Annotated in this window: 16 protein-coding genes; 12 read left to right on the top strand and 4 right to left on the bottom strand. The window is 38.0% G+C overall.

Going from position 1 to position 19,559, the window contains the following annotated elements:
* Positions 1-6 precede the first annotated feature (6 nt).
* Both arsJ and N523_RS0103030 read left to right on the top strand, forming a co-directional pair.
* Entirely contained in the window at positions 7-1,227 is a 1,221-nt protein-coding gene (gene arsJ, locus N523_RS0103035) for an organoarsenical effux MFS transporter ArsJ (protein ID WP_028834246.1), read from the top strand.
* Positions 1,228-1,340: 113 nt separating this feature from the next.
* A complete protein-coding gene (locus N523_RS0103030; protein ID WP_028834245.1) occupies positions 1,341-3,458 on the top strand; it encodes a methyl-accepting chemotaxis protein in 2,118 nt (705 codons plus the stop codon).
* 124 nt (positions 3,459-3,582) lie between these two features.
* On the opposite strand, the gene N523_RS0103025 is transcribed toward N523_RS0103030, so the two are convergent.
* Positions 3,583-4,170, bottom strand: a complete 588-nt coding sequence (locus N523_RS0103025; RefSeq protein WP_013462952.1) for a TetR/AcrR family transcriptional regulator — start codon at positions 4,168-4,170, stop codon at positions 3,583-3,585.
* Between the two features lie 113 nt (positions 4,171-4,283).
* Between N523_RS0103025 and N523_RS0103020 the strand changes: the two genes are divergently transcribed.
* A complete protein-coding gene (locus N523_RS0103020; RefSeq protein ID WP_028834244.1) occupies positions 4,284-4,826 on the top strand; it encodes a carboxymuconolactone decarboxylase family protein in 543 nt (180 codons plus the stop codon).
* 104 nt (positions 4,827-4,930) lie between these two features.
* On the opposite strand, the gene N523_RS0103015 is transcribed toward N523_RS0103020, so the two are convergent.
* Positions 4,931-5,461, bottom strand: a complete 531-nt coding sequence (locus N523_RS0103015; RefSeq protein WP_013462954.1) for a hypothetical protein — start codon at positions 5,459-5,461, stop codon at positions 4,931-4,933.
* 51 nt (positions 5,462-5,512) lie between these two features.
* Here N523_RS0103015 and N523_RS0103010 point away from each other — a divergent pair, with 51 nt between their 5' ends.
* Positions 5,513-5,878, top strand: a complete 366-nt coding sequence (locus N523_RS0103010) for a DUF1294 domain-containing protein (RefSeq protein ID WP_028834243.1) — start codon at positions 5,513-5,515, stop codon at positions 5,876-5,878.
* A 47-nt stretch (positions 5,879-5,925) separates the two neighbouring features.
* Here the strand turns inward: N523_RS0103010 and N523_RS0103005 are convergent, their stop codons facing one another.
* Positions 5,926-6,270: a PEGA domain-containing protein gene (locus N523_RS0103005; RefSeq protein ID WP_028834242.1), complete on the bottom strand. Its 345-nt coding sequence runs from the start codon at positions 6,268-6,270 to the stop codon at positions 5,926-5,928.
* Positions 6,271-6,446: 176 nt separating this feature from the next.
* Positions 6,447-8,420 carry a serine/threonine-protein kinase gene (locus tag N523_RS0103000; protein WP_028834241.1) on the bottom strand — a complete coding sequence of 658 codons (1,974 nt, stop codon included), beginning with the start codon at positions 8,418-8,420 and terminating at the stop codon, positions 6,447-6,449.
* A gap of 393 nt (positions 8,421-8,813) precedes the next feature.
* On the opposite strand from N523_RS0103000, the gene tagH reads away from it, so the two are divergent.
* The 8 genes from tagH (at position 8,814) to tssA (ending at position 19,550) form a co-directional block, all read left to right on the top strand.
* Positions 8,814-10,085, top strand: a complete 1,272-nt coding sequence (gene tagH, locus N523_RS0102995; protein WP_028834240.1) for a type VI secretion system-associated FHA domain protein TagH — start codon at positions 8,814-8,816, stop codon at positions 10,083-10,085.
* Positions 10,086-10,100: 15 nt separating this feature from the next.
* On the top strand, positions 10,101-10,565 hold the full coding sequence (tssJ, locus tag N523_RS0102990) for a type VI secretion system lipoprotein TssJ (RefSeq protein WP_013462959.1): 465 nt from the start codon (positions 10,101-10,103) through the stop codon (positions 10,563-10,565).
* Positions 10,566-10,579: 14 nt separating this feature from the next.
* Entirely contained in the window at positions 10,580-11,908 is a 1,329-nt protein-coding gene (gene tssK / locus N523_RS0102985) for a type VI secretion system baseplate subunit TssK (RefSeq protein ID WP_013462960.1), read from the top strand.
* A gap of 22 nt (positions 11,909-11,930) precedes the next feature.
* Entirely contained in the window at positions 11,931-13,211 is a 1,281-nt protein-coding gene (gene tssL / locus N523_RS0102980) for a type VI secretion system protein TssL, long form (protein ID WP_028834239.1), read from the top strand.
* A 10-nt stretch (positions 13,212-13,221) separates the two neighbouring features.
* Positions 13,222-16,731: a type VI secretion system membrane subunit TssM gene (gene tssM, locus N523_RS0102975; protein WP_028834238.1), complete on the top strand. Its 3,510-nt coding sequence runs from the start codon at positions 13,222-13,224 to the stop codon at positions 16,729-16,731.
* Positions 16,713-17,441 (top strand): type VI secretion system-associated protein TagF, encoded by a 729-nt coding sequence (gene tagF / locus N523_RS0102970; protein WP_024602748.1) that lies wholly within the window; start codon positions 16,713-16,715, stop codon positions 17,439-17,441. Before tssM ends, tagF begins: the two co-directional genes overlap by 19 nt.
* A complete protein-coding gene (locus N523_RS0102965; protein WP_028834237.1) occupies positions 17,434-18,231 on the top strand; it encodes a PP2C family protein-serine/threonine phosphatase in 798 nt (265 codons plus the stop codon). Before tagF ends, N523_RS0102965 begins: the two co-directional genes overlap by 8 nt.
* Positions 18,232-18,434: 203 nt before the next feature.
* Positions 18,435-19,550, top strand: coding sequence for a type VI secretion system protein TssA (gene tssA / locus N523_RS0102960; protein WP_024602746.1), 1,116 nt, complete (start codon positions 18,435-18,437; stop codon positions 19,548-19,550).
* Positions 19,551-19,559: the final 9 nt, after the last annotated feature.

Genomic DNA, 19,559 nt, shown 5'->3' with positions numbered 1-19,559 from the left:
TTGAAGATGTTTTCGCAAATCGCCAATTTACCATCGGCTTTAAAACAGTATGGTATTATTACGGGTAATTACTGGGCTTTTACACTAACAGATGGCGCACTTCGCATGTTGGTGGTGCTGTATTTTCATCAGTTAGGGTATGGCGCGCTCGCGATTGCCATGCTGTTTGTGTTTTATGAGTTATTTGGGGTTATTACTAACTTAATTGGCGGTTGGTTAGGTGCGCATTTAGGTTTAAATAAAACCATGAACATAGGATTAGGGTTGCAAGTTGTGGCTTTAGCTATGTTGTGTGCACCAAGCGATTGGTTATCGGTAAGTTATGTAATGTTAGCGCAAGCCTTAAGTGGGGTTGCCAAAGATCTCAATAAAATGAGCGCTAAAAGTGCGATTAAATATTTAGTTCCCGAAGGTGACAATCAGCAAAGCCAATTATACAAATGGATTGCTATATTAACGGGCTCTAAAAATGCATTAAAAGGAGTTGGCTTCTTTTTAGGGGGGCTATTACTTACTTTATTAGGATTTGTTGGAGCGTTAGTTGCTTTAATTATGCTTTTAACTATCGCTTGGATCATTAGCTTAGTGTATTTAGAGGGTGATATAGGCAAAGCTAAAAATAAACCAAAATTTAAAGCGTTATTTTCTAAGTCTAGGGCAATTAATTTACTCAGTGCCGCTCGGTTTTGTTTATTTGCTGCTCGTGATGTATGGTTTGTTGTTGCACTGCCTGTTTATTTAGCCTCGCAATTTAATTGGCCACACTGGTGGGTTAGTGGTTTTATGGCACTATGGGTGATTGCTTATGGGGTAGTGCAATCTCAAGCACCAAAAATTACAGGCAAGTCACTTGTCAGTAATGATGCGATAAAGAAAGCGTTTTACTGGGGGGGATTATTGGCGTGTGTTACCTTGTTATTAGCTTGTTTGATGCAGTTGAATATAGCTGTAAACACTACGCTAATTGTTGGGTTATTTATTTTTGGTGCTGCATTTGCTATTAACTCATCATTACACAGTTATTTGATTGTCAGCCTTGCTAAAAGTGATGGTGTTTCTTTGGATGTAGGTTTTTATTACATGGCTAACGCTGCAGGAAGACTGGTCGGGACAGTACTTTCTGGTTTTATGTATAAAGTATATGGGCTGCAGGCCTGTTTGTGGGTAAGCGCTAGCTTACTTTTGCTCGTTTGTTTAATCACTCAACGGTTAACTAAACAAAGTTAGCCGAACACTAAATACTAAAATAAGTCACTAAACGGTATTTCTGAAATATTTTATAGTATGTTCTTTTAATTGGTCTAAACTAAAAAATACATATGTAAGGTAAGGTAATTTTAATGCGGGAAATAGCGTTAGCAAAAAAGTTATTGTGGATAAGTGTTGGAAGTATACTTTTAACGGTTGTACTATTTTCAGGAATATTGTGGTCTAAATTATCATCAAGTAATGCACAAACCTCTTCAGAGGCAGAAGCATTAATTGTCAGTGAAGTAGATGGTCGCTTAACCGCAAATGCAGCCGCATACGGTGAGAAAATCGCGGCATTTATCAATGAAGCTTATCGGATCCCATACTCTCTTGGCAGTATTTTAGAAGACGCCGATAAAACATCCATAAACAGAGAGTCTGTTGTTCTACTAAATCGCTCAATACTAGAAAGCAATGATGTTATTTCTAGTATTTACTCACAGTTTGAAAAAAATGGCTTTGATGGCAAAGATAGTGATTTTACCCAAGGGTACGATCATTCAGTTGCTGGAGCTGGCACACTAGAGGTTTATCTAACGAGAAATTCGAACGGCGTTGTTGAACAACAAGTAGTAGAAGATGCCTCAGAAAAATATGTTGATAAAATTAATGAATTCGGTTTACGTGAAGCCGAATGGTACTTATGTGCAAAAGACAAATTAAAACCCTGCATTATGGAACCCTACCTCTATGAAATAACACCGGGTTATTCTGAAATGATGACCTCTTTAGTGGTACCTATTATTAAATCAGGCCAGTTTGTAGGGGTAACAGGCGCGGATATTACACTACCTGTATTTCAAAAATTGACAGAAGAGCTTTCAAAAGCGCTTTACGATGGTAAAGCAAAAGTAACGTTACTTAGTCATTTAGGTTTAATTGTAGGTACGAGCCACTACAAAGAAAAACTAGGTCGCCCTTTAAAAGAAGCGGTTAGCGCTAAAAGTTATGAGAGTTATAAAGCTCTAAAAGGCACCAAAGGAACAAACAAACAAGGCGCTGAAATAATGGTGTCTTACCCGATTGAAATTAAGCTTGCTGATGTGAAATGGATGCTGCTAATTGAAGTACCCGCTGAACTTGCCTTTGAAGGACCTATTCAATTAACTGCTGGGATGTCTGAGGCTGCAAAAGAGCTGGGTGTGATTATTTTGATCACGGGGACTGTGATTGCGGTATTGGCATTTATAGTAATGAAGCTTGTAGTAGGCAGTGTTGTAGCGCCACTTAAACAAATACAAGAACGTGTAGATAACCTAGCCAGCTCTGAAGGTGATTTAACACAAACACTACATGTTGATACGCATGCTGAGCTTATAGCTTTGGCCGGAGGATTTAATAAGTTTTTATCAAAACTGCGTGAACTTATTAGTGAGCTAAAAGCGGTCTCGGATCAAACCAAGCATCAAGGCGAAGTTACCTCAAATATTGCCGTAGAAACCAAGCATAATGTTCAGGCACAGTTTAAAGAAATTGAAAGTGTTGTGACGGCAATGAACGAAATGAGCGCGACAGCACTTGAAGTGGCAAAAGCTTCTGAGCAATCTGCGCAACAAGCTGATGAAATCAATACCTTAGTGGTTAGCAGCGAGTCGAGTTTATCTTCTGCGATGACCCAAGTTAAAACAATGTCTGAGGAAATCAAAGAAGCCAACCAAGCAGTCGAAAAAGTGGCCTCACGTAGTAATGATATTACGCAAATTTTGGATGTGATCCGAACTATTTCTGAGCAAACAAATTTACTGGCATTGAATGCCGCCATTGAGGCTGCACGTGCAGGTGAACATGGCCGAGGTTTTGCTGTTGTTGCGGATGAAGTTAGGGCTTTAGCGTCTAAAACTCGCTCATCCACCGATGATATTAGCAGCCTAATTGATAGCTTGTTATCAGAAGTAGGAAATGCCTCAACTGTCATTGAAAAAGGCGTTGTACGTGCTGAAAATGCAGTTGATGAAACTTCTACTGCCTTTGATGCACTGCACAGTGTTGTTGTAAAAGTGGATGAAATAACTAACCAAATCACCCATATTGCAACCGCAGCTGAAGAGCAAAGTTTGGTCACTGAAGAAATAAATCGTAATTTAACTATTATTTCTGATGCGGCATCTCAGCTCTCTGATTTATCTGCTCAGGCAGGCGATAGCAGCCAAGAACTCAATAAGTTGGTTGCACAGCAAGACGCTGAGCTGAATAAGTTGAAAACGTAAATTTTTTATTTAGAGTTAAACAAGCGGCTAATTTAATACAGATTAGCCGCTTTTTTATACGCTGAATAATCAAACGGAATATAAAAAGAGTTTATTTAAGCGCAAAGACAAGCACCCAATAGGATTACAGTTTTTTGATTAGTACAAACATTTGGTTGATCATCGGCATCGCCAAATGCTCGACTGCAGGGCGATTAAAGTAACCTCGTAATCCTGTAAATTGCACTTGGAAAAATTGTGCGTATGCAGTTGCAGTTAAATCACCGCTTAGCTCACCATTTTCAATAGCGCGGGTAAACAATGTGGTTAAATAAGATTCAAATTTAGTCAGTAAGCCTGCGCTTAACTCACTTAAAGCCGTGTCTTTTTCAGCAAATTCGGTATTTGCTTTTACTAACATACAAATAGCACTTGGACTGCAGTCCTTGGTTTTAATAATTACATTTTCAACAAATGCCCGCAAACCACCTAAAATCGAATCAGAGTTTGCTATAAAGCCCTCAATTTGGCTTTTCATCTGTACGGTGTAGTCTTTTAAAGATTCGCTGTATAACCCCTCTTTAGAGCCAAATGCAGAGTAAATACTTCCTGGTCGCATATTTATAGCTTCCTGTAAATCGCGGGTAGAAGTAGCATGAAAGCCTTTCTCCCAGAACAGCTGACTTGCCACGCGAACAACATGTTCACGTTCAAATTTAATTTTATTGGCCATAATAGTTTCTATTAATTTGAGCGACTGTTCAATTTTAACTTGAGCGACCGCTCAAAATCAAATAATATGTTTCTCAACACGACTTAATACTATTTATTATATAGGAGCAAACTATGGCTGAATTTACCTTATACACGCAAGAAAATGCATCAGCAGAGGCAAAACCTTTATTAGCAGACTCTGTCGCCGCTTTTGGAATGTTGCCTAATCTTCATGCTGTGATGGCTGAGGCACCAACATTGCTAAAGGGTTATCAAGTACTGCATGAGTTATTTCAAAAAACATCGTTTAATGCACAAGAGTTAACGGTTGTTTGGCAATCAATTAATGTTGAGCACGAGTGCCATTATTGTGTGCCAGTACACAGTGGTATAGCGGCTGCCATGAAAGTTGATGAGAATATTGTGGATGCATTAGTCAATAAAACCCCGCTTGCTGATCCTAAACTTGAGACACTTCGTGAGACAACGCTTGAAATGACACGAGAACGTGGTGTGTTAAGTCAGTCACAGCAGGAAAAGTTTTTTGCAGCAGGGTATACAAAACAACAGCTTCTTGAAATTGTGTTGGGTCTTGCGCAAAAGGTGATGAGTAATTACACCAACCATCTTGCAGATACGCCTGTTGATAATGCGTTTAAAAAATTTATAAAGTAACTTAAGATCAGTGTTCTAGTTCAAAATCGTAATTATTAATGGCTAGAACACTGTTTTTTAAAGAACTAATACGTTTTTAGGTATTACAAGGCAATAAGTAAAACTTATTTAAACTTTACTTCTTTATTGCTGCGATGGTAGGTGCGAATTTGCGGCTTAGTCCATTCACCTTTTTTTAAATAGCTGGTGGAAACAACAAATTGCTCATCCTTGAATTCACTAGTTGATTTAACTTTAGTGATGCCCTCTTGGCTGCCAGTGACGTCTTCATAAGCAACAAATTGTGTTGGGCTCAACACTTTCATGACTCCTTTGGTATAAAAGCCAGCCGTAGTAAAATAATAAAATACTAATGACTGTTTTTTGCGATCATAGAAAATCATTGATTCGCCCCCATACTCACCTTCATTTATAGAATGCGTTGTGCGAATGGCTTTACCATTTAAGGTGCGCTCCCATTTGGTCACATCTTGGGTTGGAAGCGGGTTTTTATCTATATGAAAATCAGCTTGCCAAGTACCTAAGTAAGGAGTGAATACCGCAAGCTCAGGCTCTAGTAAATCCGTTTTATTATTTGCTTGAATACTGAATATACATAGTGAAAACAGCAGCATCGAAGCCTTTAAATATGTCATAATTTAACCTTGGTGTTTCTTTTAATTATCTTCATTATAGGCGATTATTTTTTGATAAAAAGTAGCTTAATTATATTTTCCAGCTTGTTTATAGCCTTATTTTGGTTAGCTTACTTAAATAATGAAGTTGAAATGTACTTACCCATATATGTTTCATCGATCAGCTGTATTACATTTGTATATTACGCATGGGATAAGCGAAAAGCGGTACAATCAAACCATAAAAAGGTGAGTCGTATACCTGAACGACACTTACATCTATTGGCTTTATTTGGAGGATGGCCCGGTGCACTTATTGCGCAGCAAAGTTTACGACATAAGTCACAAAAGCGAGTCTTTATTGCAGTGCTATGGGTATGTATTGTGGTTAATATTAGTATAATTAGTTACGCGTGGTTTGCCTATTACCGTATTTAAAATGCCTTTATTGAGCGTAATAAAGGCATTTTAAATTGATCATTCGCTTATTGCGCAGACTGGCTTAGCTGTTTTTCATCTAGCTCAATAGTTAAGATGGTTTTTTTGTCAACCGTTACCCATTTCCTATAAGTCACATAACCTGCTTTACTTACTTCGATATCATATTTACCTGCATCTAGTTCAATAGCGTCTTGATATACAGGCACTATATTCATAATACGTACTCTAGAGTCAGCAGGGTTAGTAATAACAGTCAGTGATATTGGCGCATTCTCTTCGCTAACTTGAGGCGTTGGCTCAATAACTACTTCCTCTGTTTTGTTTACACTAGAAGTTGTCGAACAACCCGTAAGTATAACGGCTGCAGCTAATAAGCTTAAATTTTTCATAGGTACTCCATTAATTATAAAAAGTCTATATATTTTAAAATCTTGGCGGAGTGTATGATGATGAAAATGCACTCGTCGTCCTTGACTTTATTGTGTATATTTTGGGTTAGTCTAATAGCTAACTAATCTATATTCAATTATATCTGTGTTATTTTTGAGCAATAAATAAGAGTTGTTTAAAGCATATTGTCTAACGATTGCGTGATGGCCTCACTTTTTTCAACCAAACGCTCAGCTGCTTTATACATTCTTTTTTTCATTAAATCGTTCGCTGTACTAATGTAACGTCTCGATAATTCTTTTCTAAGCGATACCAAAAGAGAAAAATCGTTGGGTAGTGCTGTCGATTCGGATTTAATAAACTCTTCAAATTCCATTAAAGCTTTATGATCTTCAATAGTTTCTAATTGTGCAGAAAAGCGTTGAAACTTTGGACCATAAAAAACGACCGCATCGGCACGAGGAAACTCAGCTTGTTCGCCTAAATTAATCTTTTGTTGGTATGCGGTTAGTGCATTAATTGCAGACTCACGCTTCATTAAATTAGCAAGAAGCTCTTCTGCTTTTTTGTTATTTGAAAATACAATTTTACCCACATTTAAAAGTACTTTTTGTGTGATGACATCATCGCTTTCTATGGCTGTGTTTAACGCAACAGTAAAGTTATCAAGATGCAGATCCGTTGGTTGATAACGGTAAGTTTTATCTACTTCTTTTAGATCTTTAACGAGATGAGCAATACTATTGGGCTGGTCTTCGTTGTAGCGTGATTGTTCGAGTAATAAATCTATTCTCGCGGTAATATCAAAAATAATTGATTGGCGCTCCCTCAATACACTTTCTAATTGCATCGAAAGTTTTTCTGAATCGGGATAGTAGTTCAGTGCATTAGAATAGACCGCTATTATTTTATCAAAATCTTTAAATTTACGGCCCGCAATATTATTAAACTGGCTTGCTTCATCATTAAAGCTATCTAATATACTTTGCTGATTTGATCTGAGTAATCCTTGTTTAAGCACCTCATACTGTGGCGGAATTTGTTCTAGTTTGTTTAAAATAGTAGGGCCTTGCCAAGACATCCATGCTTCCACTTGTTGGTTGATTGCCTTGGCGTTATCAAGTTGTGCCTGTAATTGCTTGGTATTATCTGAGCTTGAAAAATAATTTTGAGTGATTAAGGCAATAATTGCCACACTAGCCACACTGGCAAAAATAGCGGGTTTTAAGTTCACTTTTAGCGTTTTTGAAATTTGTTCTAGTGAATCGAGTCTTTGGCTGGCGCTTAAAGATAATGCTTTATGTAAATTTTTCCATAAAAGGAGAGGGCAATTACTTGGTTTTTTTACAGTAGTATTTTTAGGGACTTTATCTGCAGCAATGCGGTTAAATGGGTGCTTACTGCTCAGAAGCTCATAAGCAATACAGGCAAATGAAAATACATCATCTTTAATGGATGCTTCGCCGCCTTTTAGCTGCTCAGGGCTAGCATACGTTGGAGTATAACCACCAATGGTTGCAAACTCACTTTCGTTTTTAACAGCATATTGGTCGTCCAAACTTTTGTGTTTAGCAATACCAAAATCAAGCACTTTGAGGTTACCATTAGAGTCAAAAATAATATTCGAAGGCTTAAGATCATTATGTATTACGCCACGTGAGTGGGCATATATAAGGGCGTCAGTTAATTGCTCTAAAATAATTTTCGCTTTTTTAAACGCTAAACCTGATGGTTTATTTCGCTTAATAATTTGTTCTAGAGTTTCTCCCTCAATGAGCTCCATAGTGACATAATATAAATCGCCATCAGAGTCTGCTGAGTACACTTTTACAATACTAGGGTGAGCAAGTTGTTGTGTTTTTGCTGTTTCATCTTTCAATAATGAAATAGCTTCTTCAGAGTTGGAAAACTCTTCTTGGAGCACTTTTATAGCGACCGATGCTTCAGAGCGACCGCTGTTTTCTAAAAAGGTATCTCGCGCACGATATATATAACACATTCCACCTTGCCCGATGAGCTCTTCAATTAGGTAGCGATCGGATATCTTTTTGCCGAGGAGGTTTTGTTTATGGATGCTTGATGTTTTTTTTGTGCTGGAGTCTAGAGAAGCAATCTGAGTTTTATCGTTGTTATCATTAATATTGCTCATTAAAAAATCCTTTTATTGTGTTTAGTTAAATAATTACAAAGGTAAATAATCTCTACTTACCTATCAATTTTCCCTCTGATATAAGCATGTATTTTACAAAAATATACAATTATAGCAATGCCTGAATAGCATATTGTTACCGGTGAACTCGCTTTATAGTGAATTGAAAAAGTCGGTTTAAAGCCAGAAGATGTCTCTAAAGTGTTTATTTTTGGCCTAGTTAAAAAGCATTAAAAAGAAAAGTAACAAACGCCGTCGATGAGTATATAGGGCGTATTGTTTTAGAGACAAAATCTACAATGCGACATTTTCCTGTGTTAATTTCAATGTTGACAATAGTTTCGCTTCTACTTTATCCTGTTCACAATAATGCTATAGGGACTGACTTATCAAATGGAACTGATACTAAACATCACTAGTTATCACAGACTTTCGCCTGAAATCGAAGCTACCAAAACGGTAAAAGATTCACTCACTTTTGGCCGTTCTGAGGGATGCGATTGGCATCTCCCCGATCCTGAAAAAATTATCTCAAGTAAGCACGGTAGAATTGAAAAAGAAGGCGATTCTTTTTATATATACGATAATTCAACCAATGGTTTGTTTATTAATTTTGCAGTGGCGCCTTTAGGTCAAGGTAATAAACAACGTTTGTCAGATAGTGATGTCTTAACTATTGGTGATTTTCAGGTTGATGTTAGTTTAGCTGATGAGCCACACGCAGATATTAGTAATCCTATTACTTCAAACAGTTCTCAACAAGTAAGTACATTTGCTTCACATAGTAGTCAAACTGCAGAGTCTGCGCCGTTATTCAATGATTCAATTATGAATGAGTCTATGCCTGCGGTATCTGTAATTTCACAACAAGCAACAGTGGATAATCATATTCCAGAAGATTGGGATGAACTAACTCGCCTTATGAATACCGATGAGTTTGATCTTGGTAATGACGAAGTGAATTCTTCAGCGCCAGTTGACACTCCAGCTCCAATAAAAGAAAGTGCGCCGACTAAACGTTATAATGCTGAGCAGCAAGCTGTAAAACAAACAGCGCCTGTAAAAAGCTTTGCTCAAAATGATAAAGTGTTTTGTGATGCCTTTTTAAACGGATTGGGGATTAAGGATGAGCTTAAAAGTGCTCTAGATAATGAAAAGCTGTGGTTTGAGATGGGGCAGGGCTTAAGTTTATTACTGACAGAGCTCATGGAATCTTTACGCCAACGCGCGATTGTAAAGAACAAATTAAGACTGAACCATACAATGTTTCAGACCGAACAGAACAACCCATTGAAGTTTTCTGCCAATATTGATGATGTTATTCAGAACTTGTTCATAAAAAATAGTGCAAGCTTTCTGTCTTCGAATGAATCTATTAAAGAAAGCTTTGTAGATACACGCAAGCACGAGCAAGCACTGCTCGCTGGTGCAGATGGCGTGCTCAAAGGGATGTTATCGCAAGTTTCTCCCGTGCAAATTAATCAACAGGCAAACGATAATTCTAACGTGTTAAAAATTATTCCAGGCCAAATAGAGTCTAAATGCTGGAAGTTATATCAAAGTTTATATGATGATATTTCTCAGGAAGTTAACGCGAAAGGCGCTATGGCTATGTCTGATGATTTTTTAAAAGCATATAACGATCGAATCAAAGAAACGCTCTAGAAAGGAAAGTAAATAATGCATAAAGTTAAGCTCTATTTAATGAGTTTTAGTTTACTATTTTTGGTACTGGGATGTACTACGATGAATAAAATCGTACCTCCTTCTACAGATCTGATCATCAATGTATCTAAAAATGTTAATCCGGATACATCAGAACGCCCTTCTCCGGTGGTGATGAAAATTTTTGAGTTGAGCTCAAGAACAATTTTTGACACGCAGGATTTTTTTAGCTTATACGATACGCCAGAAAAGATATTAGGCCCTGATTTATTAAAAAAGGATGAGTTAGAGCTTCAACCTGATTCAGTACAGCAATATAAAATGAGCCTTAATCGTAATACTCGTTATGTTGGGGTTGTTGTTGCTTACAGAAATATAGACCAAGCAAGGTGGAGAGCGGTTATTGAAGTTGACCCCACCGGTTATGACGACATCAATGTAAATGTAGAAGCGATTGCTACATACATGAGAGAGCAATAAAAAGGATTTTTAAAATGGGTGATAACACTCGTGTTGCTTGGACTGAGGGGATGTTTTTAAGACCTCAGCACTTTCAGCAATCAGATAAATATATTTCAAATGTGATTAAGCAAGTATGCAGTGGAAACCTTGCTGATCCATGGGGAATAATTGATATTAGTATTGATAATGAATTACTTAACAGTGGTCAATTCGCTGTTGATTCATTAACTGCAATCACCCCGGATCTATTGCCAATTGATATGCCTCAGTCAACCTCTTTACCTGAGCCTTTAGTGGTTAATAAAGATGTGTTTGATGAAATTGTTTATTTGGCTATTCCTGCGCTAAAAAATAGTGGCGTTAATATATCGTCAACTGACGATAATATGGTTACTCGCTATAAGCTTAACGATTTGGCAGTGAGTGATGACTTATTGGGAGCGCAGTCTCAAGAAATAATTCAAGTTGCAAAAGTATACAGTAAGTTGATGCTGTCTTCTGATGATCATTCAGGGTATATCGTGTTGCCTTTAGCACGAATAGTGGATGTGAGCAGCGAAGGGCAAATAAAGTTAGATGCAAAGTACATTCCTCCCTCTTTAAAAGTAGGGCAGTGTAAACCTTTATCGGGGCTAGTGAGAGAAATTGGCTCAATGATAAAGCAACGCGCTGAAAGCATTGCTGCTAGGTTGTGCCAAGGTTATGCGGGTAGTACGTCAGTTGCAGATTTTATAATGCTGCAAACACTAAATAAATATGACGCGATATTTAATAATTTGCTCAGCGTTAATAGTTTACATCCGAACGTGTTTTATAGCCGCTTAATTGAACTGGCAGGTGAGTTATCAACCTTTAGCACGGCTAATAAAAGAGTGCCTAAATTACCTAATTATGATCACACAAATTTAGGGCAAGTGTTTAGTGAAGTGGTTAACTTTTTATACCAATCATTAAGCCATGTAATTGAGCAAACCGCGACTGAAATTAAGCTTGAACAAAGTAAGTTTGGTATTTCGTTTGGTGCCTTAAAAGATAAATCTATTTTAAATTCAGCGCAGTTTGTTTTAGCAATTAAAGCAAGCGTTCCGCATGAAGAGTTGAGAAAAATTCTACCTTCGCAAATTAAAATTGGCAGCGTTGAAACCATTCGTGATCTTGTTAACAACCAGATCCCAGGTATTACAATTAGTAACTTGCCAACAGCGCCAAGACAGATCCCTTACCATGCTGGTTTTCATTATTTTGAATTAAATCGCCATGGTGAACATTGGGAAAAACTGCGCTCCAGCGGAGGAATTGCTATCCACCTCTCAGGAAGTTACCCAGAACTCCAATTAAGCCTTTGGGCTATTAGAACTTAACTTTTTAAAAGGAAGAGTTTCAATGGACGAAACCATTATAAAACCACGCCCTGGCCGACTAGGGCGAAATACCCCAAGCAGTGGTGCAACGCAAAATGATGCTGATAAAACCGTTATGTCGGTTGAGCCACCCTCTGCAAAGCCGATGAGCAATAATAAGGTATCAATTTTTAAAAATCCCTTGTTAGAAGCGGCAACAGATTGCTTTTCTCTTGTGATATCCATAAATCAATCGCTTGAAATGAGCAATCTAGCAGCGCTCAAACACCGCTGTGTTGAGGCTATAAAGCGTTTTGAAGTGGAAGTCCGTAACCAGCACCTATCAAAAGAAGTGATTAATAATTCACGCTATTGCCTATGCGCTATTCTTGATGAGTCTGTATTGAATTCAAAGTGGAGCTCAATGGAGTGGGCTGATGAAAGTCTGCTGTCGACTTTTCACAAAGAAACCTTTGGTGGTGAGTATTTTTATACTCTACTTGATGCCGGGTTAGGGCAACCTGAAAAAAACAAACAGTTTTTGGAGTTGCAATACCACTGTTTAAACTTAGGCTTTAAAGGGAAATATCGATTAGATGCCGGCGGCGATACAAAAGTCGAAGAGTATCGTTCACAGCTTTATCATTTACTCAATCAGCTTGATGGCCCGATTAATAATAAACTATCTCCAAACTGGCAACAAAGAGTTGCTGCAGGTGTTGAACTAAGAAATCAAGTGCCACTGTGGGTCATATTTTCTGTGCTGGGGCTGATATTATTGATGATTTATCTATCAATAAATATGAAGCTAAATAACGATGTTTTTGCGATTAATGAAAAACTAGCGGGCATTCATCCGTTAGCTGTTAATCAAACGGTTGATAAAAAAGATCAGCAGCTGCGTGTACTTGAACAGTTACTGCAAACAGAAATTAAAATGGGGATTGTTGCTGTTGCAAAAAATTCCGATGGGATCCGCATAACGATAAACAGTGAAAATTTGTTTAAACAAGGGGATTCTCAACTACTTCCATCATTTCAGCCTATTTTAGAAAAGTTAGCGTTAAGCTTAGAGGGAACTAAAGGGCGAGTGCTTATAACGGGCCACACAGATGACTTACCAATTAGTACAGATAAGTATCCTTCTAATTGGCATCTTTCTTTAGCCAGAGCAACACAGGTTGCTAATTTAATGGCTAAAAGTACCAACTTAAGCGGTCGTTTATGGCCAGAAGGAAAGGGCGCTGCAGAGCCTATCGCCAGCAATTCAGATTCAGCTTCTCGGTCATTAAACCGACGAATTGAAATCGATCTATTATTTTAATGAGGCTGCAATGAGTTTCTCACAAAAATTTAAAAAAATAACCTACGCACTAACATCACGAACCGCTATATTAATTATCGGCTTTTTAGCCTTATCATTATTAATTTGGTTTGGTGGCCCTTTAATCGCAGTGGCAGACTATGTACCGCTTGCAGGTGTAGCATCACGATTATTAACTATTTTATTGGTATTATTAGTTTTTTCAGTGACCAAAATTTATCGTCTTATGCAGCAAAATAAGCGCGATGAAAAAATGGCGGATGAGTTAATTGATAACAATGATGCCAATAGTAGTGAAGTAAACGAAGAAATTACTACTCTTAAAACGAGAATGAATGAAGCTATAGATTTACTAAAAGATGTAAAGCTATTTAAAGGTAAAAATATATACCAGTTACCTTGGTATATTATGATTGGCCCTCCGGGTGCAGGTAAAACAACGGTTATTCATAACTCAGGCCTCGATTATCCATTAAAAGATAAGCTAGGCGTTGACTTAGTTCATGGTGTAGGCGGTACGCGTAATTGTGACTGGTGGTTTACCAATAAAGCGGTATTAATTGATACCGCAGGGCGTTACACAACACAAAGTAGCCACGCAAAACATGACTCAAGAGCATGGGAAGGTTTTTTAGGGTTATTAAGAAAGCATCGTCCGTTACGTCCTATTAATGGCGTGATGATCAGCATGGGTATTTCTGAGCTAATGAGCCAGACCAAAACTGAGCGAAACCTACATGCTCGTGCTATAAAACAGCGTCTTCAAGAATTACAAAACCAACTAGGGATGACATTTCCTGTTTATGTTATTTTTTCTAAAGTTGATTTAATTGAAGGCTTTAGAGAGTTTTTTGCTGAGCTAACTGAAGAAGAATGTGAGCAGGTTTGGGGAATTACCTTTGAACTTGATTTAGATAAAGATACTCAGGTAGATGCGTTCAATAAAGAGTTCCATGCTTTAATTTCTAAGCTTACAGAGATGTTAAATCGTCGGCTTATCAATGAGCGAAACGAAGCTATCCGTGCCAAAATTTTTGAATTCCCTCGACAGTTACGGGTATTGCAGGGCGTAGGTGATGACTTTTTAAAAGAAATTTTCACCCCCAATGCCTATGAAGAATTACCCATGTTCAGAGGGGTGTACTTAACCAGTGCGACGCAAGAAGGGACACCGTCAAGCTTTTTAAATGATGCGAGTGCAGGGAAAACAGATTACATAAATCAATCTAAAAGTTTCTTTATTAAGAATGTTTTAGAAAGTGTTATTTTTCCTGAGCAAAACTTAGCAAGCACTAACAAACATCATGATAAGCAAAACAAATGGCTTCGCGTTGCAAGTATTTCAACTGCGTGTGTTGCTTTATTAGGTTTTTCAGTTTCGTGGTACTTTAGTTTTGCATGGAATAGCAACTTAATAGACGCCACTGATGAGGCAATTACTACTTACCAAGAGCTCGATGCCTCTTCGTTTGATAGAAATAATTTATTGGTGTTGAACGACAGACTAAATGCACTGAGAAATCTACCTGCTACTAACTCTGAGCTTATTAACCCTGAGGATGCTTCATCAGTTGGTTTTAATAAGTTAACCGAAATTAAAGAATCTTCTACTAATGCTTACAAGCGTTCTTTACAAACGTATTTAGAGCCATTTGTTGCTAATACTTTAATTAAGGAAATGGAAGCGCATCCAGAACACCTAAGCTATTTATATGAAACGCTAAAGTGTTACTTAATGTTGTTTAAACCTGAATACTTTGAAAGTGAAGATATTGTGGTGTGGTTCAGTGCTTATTTAGACAGAAACTTACCCGGTGATTTGAATATGCAAACGCGTGGTGAGTTAATGAATCATATTTCAGCTTTACTCAATGAGGGAATCACGCAAACCGAAATAGATAACCAAGCTGTGCGAGTTGCACGTGCAGAGTTAACTAAACTACCGATTGCGGAAAGAGCATACCAGCGTCTTCAAGCTGATTTTCTCGATAGTAGTATTCCGCCTTTCAGACTAACCGATATTATTAGCTTTGAAAGTGCACAAAAGTTTACTTTTCGTAATAACGGCGACTTAACGCGAAGCATTCCAGGGTTATACACTTTTAATGGTTTTCATGGCATTTTTAATATTGAAAAAGGAAAAATGCTTGGCAACTTAATGGCTAGTAGCTGGGTTTACGGGCAAGAAGCCTCAGGAACTTACGATATTTCTAAAGCGGAGATAGAGAAGAAACTAGAGCAGCGCTATTTCCAAGATTACATTTATTATTGGCAGTCATTTTTAGATGACTTGAGTCTTAATCAATACAGCTCACCCGCTGAAGGCGTCAATATTACTGATGTGCTAGCAGGCTCTGAAGCACCGATTAAAAATATCATTAATGCGGTGAAAAAGAATGTTCAGCTTACTAAACTACCAGTATCTGAAAATCAAAAAGTAGCTGGTGATGTGGCAGCCAATGCCGCTAAAGTCGCTATGCAAACTAAAGCAAATCGAATTAAGCGCTTTTTACCTGATGAAGCTCCAAAATTTGAAATTGATCTACCAGGTTACCAAGTAGAAGAAGCCTTTGAAGATATTATTGATATTGATGTTCAGCAACTTGATAATATTCAGAAAAATTTAAGAGAGTTAAATATTTATTTAACCAAGCTTGATAGAGGCGATCAGCTTAAGTACTCCATTAAGGATCAAATAAGCGGTAAGAGTAAACCTAGCTTTATTCGCCAATTAGAGTATCAAAGCAGCGACTTACCTTATCCATTTAATAGTTGGTTACTGGATATTAGTAGAGATACTAGCAACATAACCAAAAATAGTGCTAACAGGCATCTAAATGAAATTTGGAAAAGTAAAGTTTTACGCGAGTATAACGCGGCGATTGTGGGCCGTTACCCATTTGCTCCGCAGGCTGAAAAAGAAGTCAGCATTAAAGACTTTACCCGCTTCTTTGGTCCTAATGGCACCATAGACAACTTTTTCAATAGCTACGTAGCCCCGAGTGTGGACATGAGCTCAACCCCTTGGAAGTTTGAAAAAGATATCGGTATTAGCAACAACACGTTAAAAATGTTCGAGCATGCTTACAAAATTCAAACCGCATTTTTTGACCGTGGTAGTAATACTCCAAGAATTGAGTTTGGCTTGCGTACCTTTAAATTAGACAAAACGGTCTCAAGCTTCATGATTGAAATTGATGGCCAATCTATGATTTATCGTCATGGTCCGCTTAAGGTGACCAATTTTGTTTGGCCTGGTGCAAGTGGTCAAAGCAAAACTCGAGTGGTGTTTACTCCACCAAATGGTGGGCGTTCAATTAACACCACCTACCAAGGTGAGTGGTCACTATACAGAATGTTAGATGAACTGAGTGAAAAGCGAAGTAAAACGCGAGAAGACTTAGAGCTGCATTTCTCACTAATGGGTAACAATGCAAAAGTAGAATTATTGCCGAGTTCAATCAGGCATCCTTTTTGGAATAGCAGTGTAGAGAAGTTCTCATGTCCGACCCGATTGTAGATATTGGTTATCTTGGCAAAGTCCCTTGTTTAGGCGACTTTGTTCAAGATAATGTTACTAAAGAGTTTTCAGAGCATTGGGAGCAATGGCTTCAGGCTGCCATTGCTGTAAGTAAAGAACAGCTTGGTGATGTTTGGCAAGAAAACTATTTAACAGGTCCCGTTTGGCATTTTGCCTTAAGCCCAAATATTGTGGGTGATACTGGCGTTATGGGCACGTTATTGCCAAGTATGGATGCTGTGGGGAGGCATTATCCTCTCACGGTAACGCGAACAACACATATTGCTCCTGTCGATGTGCTTCATTCTGGTGTTTTTTCGTTGGAGTACGAAGATGCAGTACTCAAAGTACTTGATGGCTCCGTTGATTTATTTTCTTGGCGCAAAGAGTTAGCTAATACTTTGAGCGAAATTACTTCAACTAAAAAGCAAGTTAGTTTTGCAAACTCGCTAGATAAGAATAAACAGGCTACAGCATTGGAGTTTTCTGGTACCGAATTAAGTGATCACATTTTACAAGATGCCATGCATGCCATTTTATATAAAAAGTATGGTGATTACAGTGTTTGGTGGACTCATGGCTCATGCAATATTAAGCCTATGGTGTTGATCACTTCGGCTCTACCGCCTGTAAATCAAGTGGCCGCTATGCTAGATGGACGATGGAAACATTGGGAATGGAATTTTACACAGGTAAAAAATAGTGATTAATAATTTAAGCTCAAGTTATGCCATTACCCACCGAGGTGCTGTTAGGCAACTTAACGAAGACGCGCATGTAGAAATTAACAGCCATAATTTATGGGTAGTAGCTGATGGTATGGGAGGACATGAAGCGGGTGAAGTTGCCAGCCAATTAGTTGTTGATGTTATAAGAACCCATGTTGAAAAGTTTAAACTAGAAGATTTAAACGTCAGTGACATTGTTAAAGCCATTGAAGATGCAAATAAACAATTAACTGAATATAGCGCGCACTACTTAAGCAACAAAACAGCGGGCAGCACGGTGACAGCTTTGTTTGTTAAAAATGAGCGCTATTACATTTTATGGGTTGGCGATAGCAGAGCTTATTTGTTGCGCAATAGTAAGTTGACTCAAGTTTCTAGAGATCATAGCCAAGTTAACGACTTAATAGATGAAGGAGTGATTTCTGTTGAAGAAGCTAAAAATCATCCACTATCTAATGTAATTACCCGTGCCGTAGGAGTAATGGATGAAGTAAAAGTTGATGTTGTTGAAGGGGATATAAACACAGGCGATATATTTTTACTGTGCTCAGATGGTCTTACTGGCGAGTTATCAGATGAAGAAATATGTTTGTCATTAGAGCCCTCTAGTATTATTGATTCAGGAATGGCGTTAATGCATTCTTCGTTAGTCAGAGGAGCCAAAGATAACGTGACCTGTATTTTAGTAAAATATGATGATGTGGATGCCAATCAATCGATACAATCTTGCAATTTGCAAGATGAGGCAACGATTCCATTGTTCACTAAGTAGCTGATTAATCCTGTTTTAGTATAATCAAGAAAAAAAGTTGTAAATAAATCAGGAACAAAAAAACTGTTATTTCAATTATTTATAAAATAACATTAGCCAGCTTATCGGCATAATAGCGTCAAGGCTTGTAATTTAATTTAAAGAATGTAATATAATTTCCGCTTTGCTTCTTAGAGCACATGGATAATATTTAGGACAATGGAATGTTTTTATTTGAAGAGTATATTTCCCCTATTTCAGATGCTGAGTTTGCAGGTATTGATCCGCGCTCAGACGTCTCTCCAACGTCTACTTACTATGCCTTAAAAGATTTAAGAAACCAACTTCGTGCGGCTGAAAGAAATGCCTTAGTCGATGAAGAGGGAATTGCTTCACTTTCGCGAGATTGGCTGCCATTACTTGAACAATGCAGTGAGGCAGTTAAAAGCGAAAGCAAGGATATTGAATACCTTGCATGGCTAATTGAAGGTTTATGCCGCGTTCACGGATTTAAAGGAATAGCGTTTGGTTTTCGCGTTGCCAAGTATTTGCTTGAACACCATTTTGAATCCCTTTATCCAACACTTGATGACGGTGATGAAATTTCAGACAAAGTGTCTGCCTTAGTTGGCTTAAATGGTACAGCCGGTGAAGGCACGTTGATCATCCCAATAAAAAGCATTTATATGACAGACAGTGTCAGTATGGATCCTTTTTCTTTTTGGGAGTATCAGCAAGGGTATGATATTTCGCGTTTAAATGATGAAAAGCGCGAAAAGAAAATAGCCCAAGGCGCAGTTGATTTTGAGCAATTAGAAAAAAGTGCCGCTGAGACCAGTACCGAATTTTTTGTGTCTTTAAAAAACGATATTGAAGATGCGATAGAGCAGTTTGCTGCCTTGAGCGAAGTTATGGATGAGGTGACAGGTGAGCCACAACCGACGTCTAACATCAAACAAGCATTAGAAGTGAGCTTAGCGGCGGTAAAACACGTAGCAGCAGATAAGCTTGAAGCAGCGCAAACTGCACTAGATAAAGCTAACGCTGAGCCTGAAGAGGAACTCGTTGAGGATGCGATTCAAGCTGACTCAGAGCAACCTAAAAAGCTTAGCAGTGATGAGATTAATTCAAGAGAAAACGCAATTAAAAAACTTCAAGAAATTGCGACTTTTTTCAGAAAGACTGAACCTCATTCACCGATGTCTTACACGATAGAACAAGTTATTCGATGGAGCGAATTATCGCTACCTGAGTTATTAAATGAGTTAATTACAGATAGTGATGCTAGGACTGGATACTTTAAGTTGTCTGGCATTAAGATCAGCGAAACTGAAACATAGTAAAAGGAG

The sequence above is a fragment of the Pseudoalteromonas sp. 23_GOM-1509m genome (genome assembly GCF_000518425.1).
Classification (GTDB): domain Bacteria; phylum Pseudomonadota; class Gammaproteobacteria; order Enterobacterales; family Alteromonadaceae; genus Pseudoalteromonas; species Pseudoalteromonas tetraodonis.
Note: the sequence above shows the minus strand (reverse complement) of the source record. Positions and strands in the feature narration are given on the sequence as shown.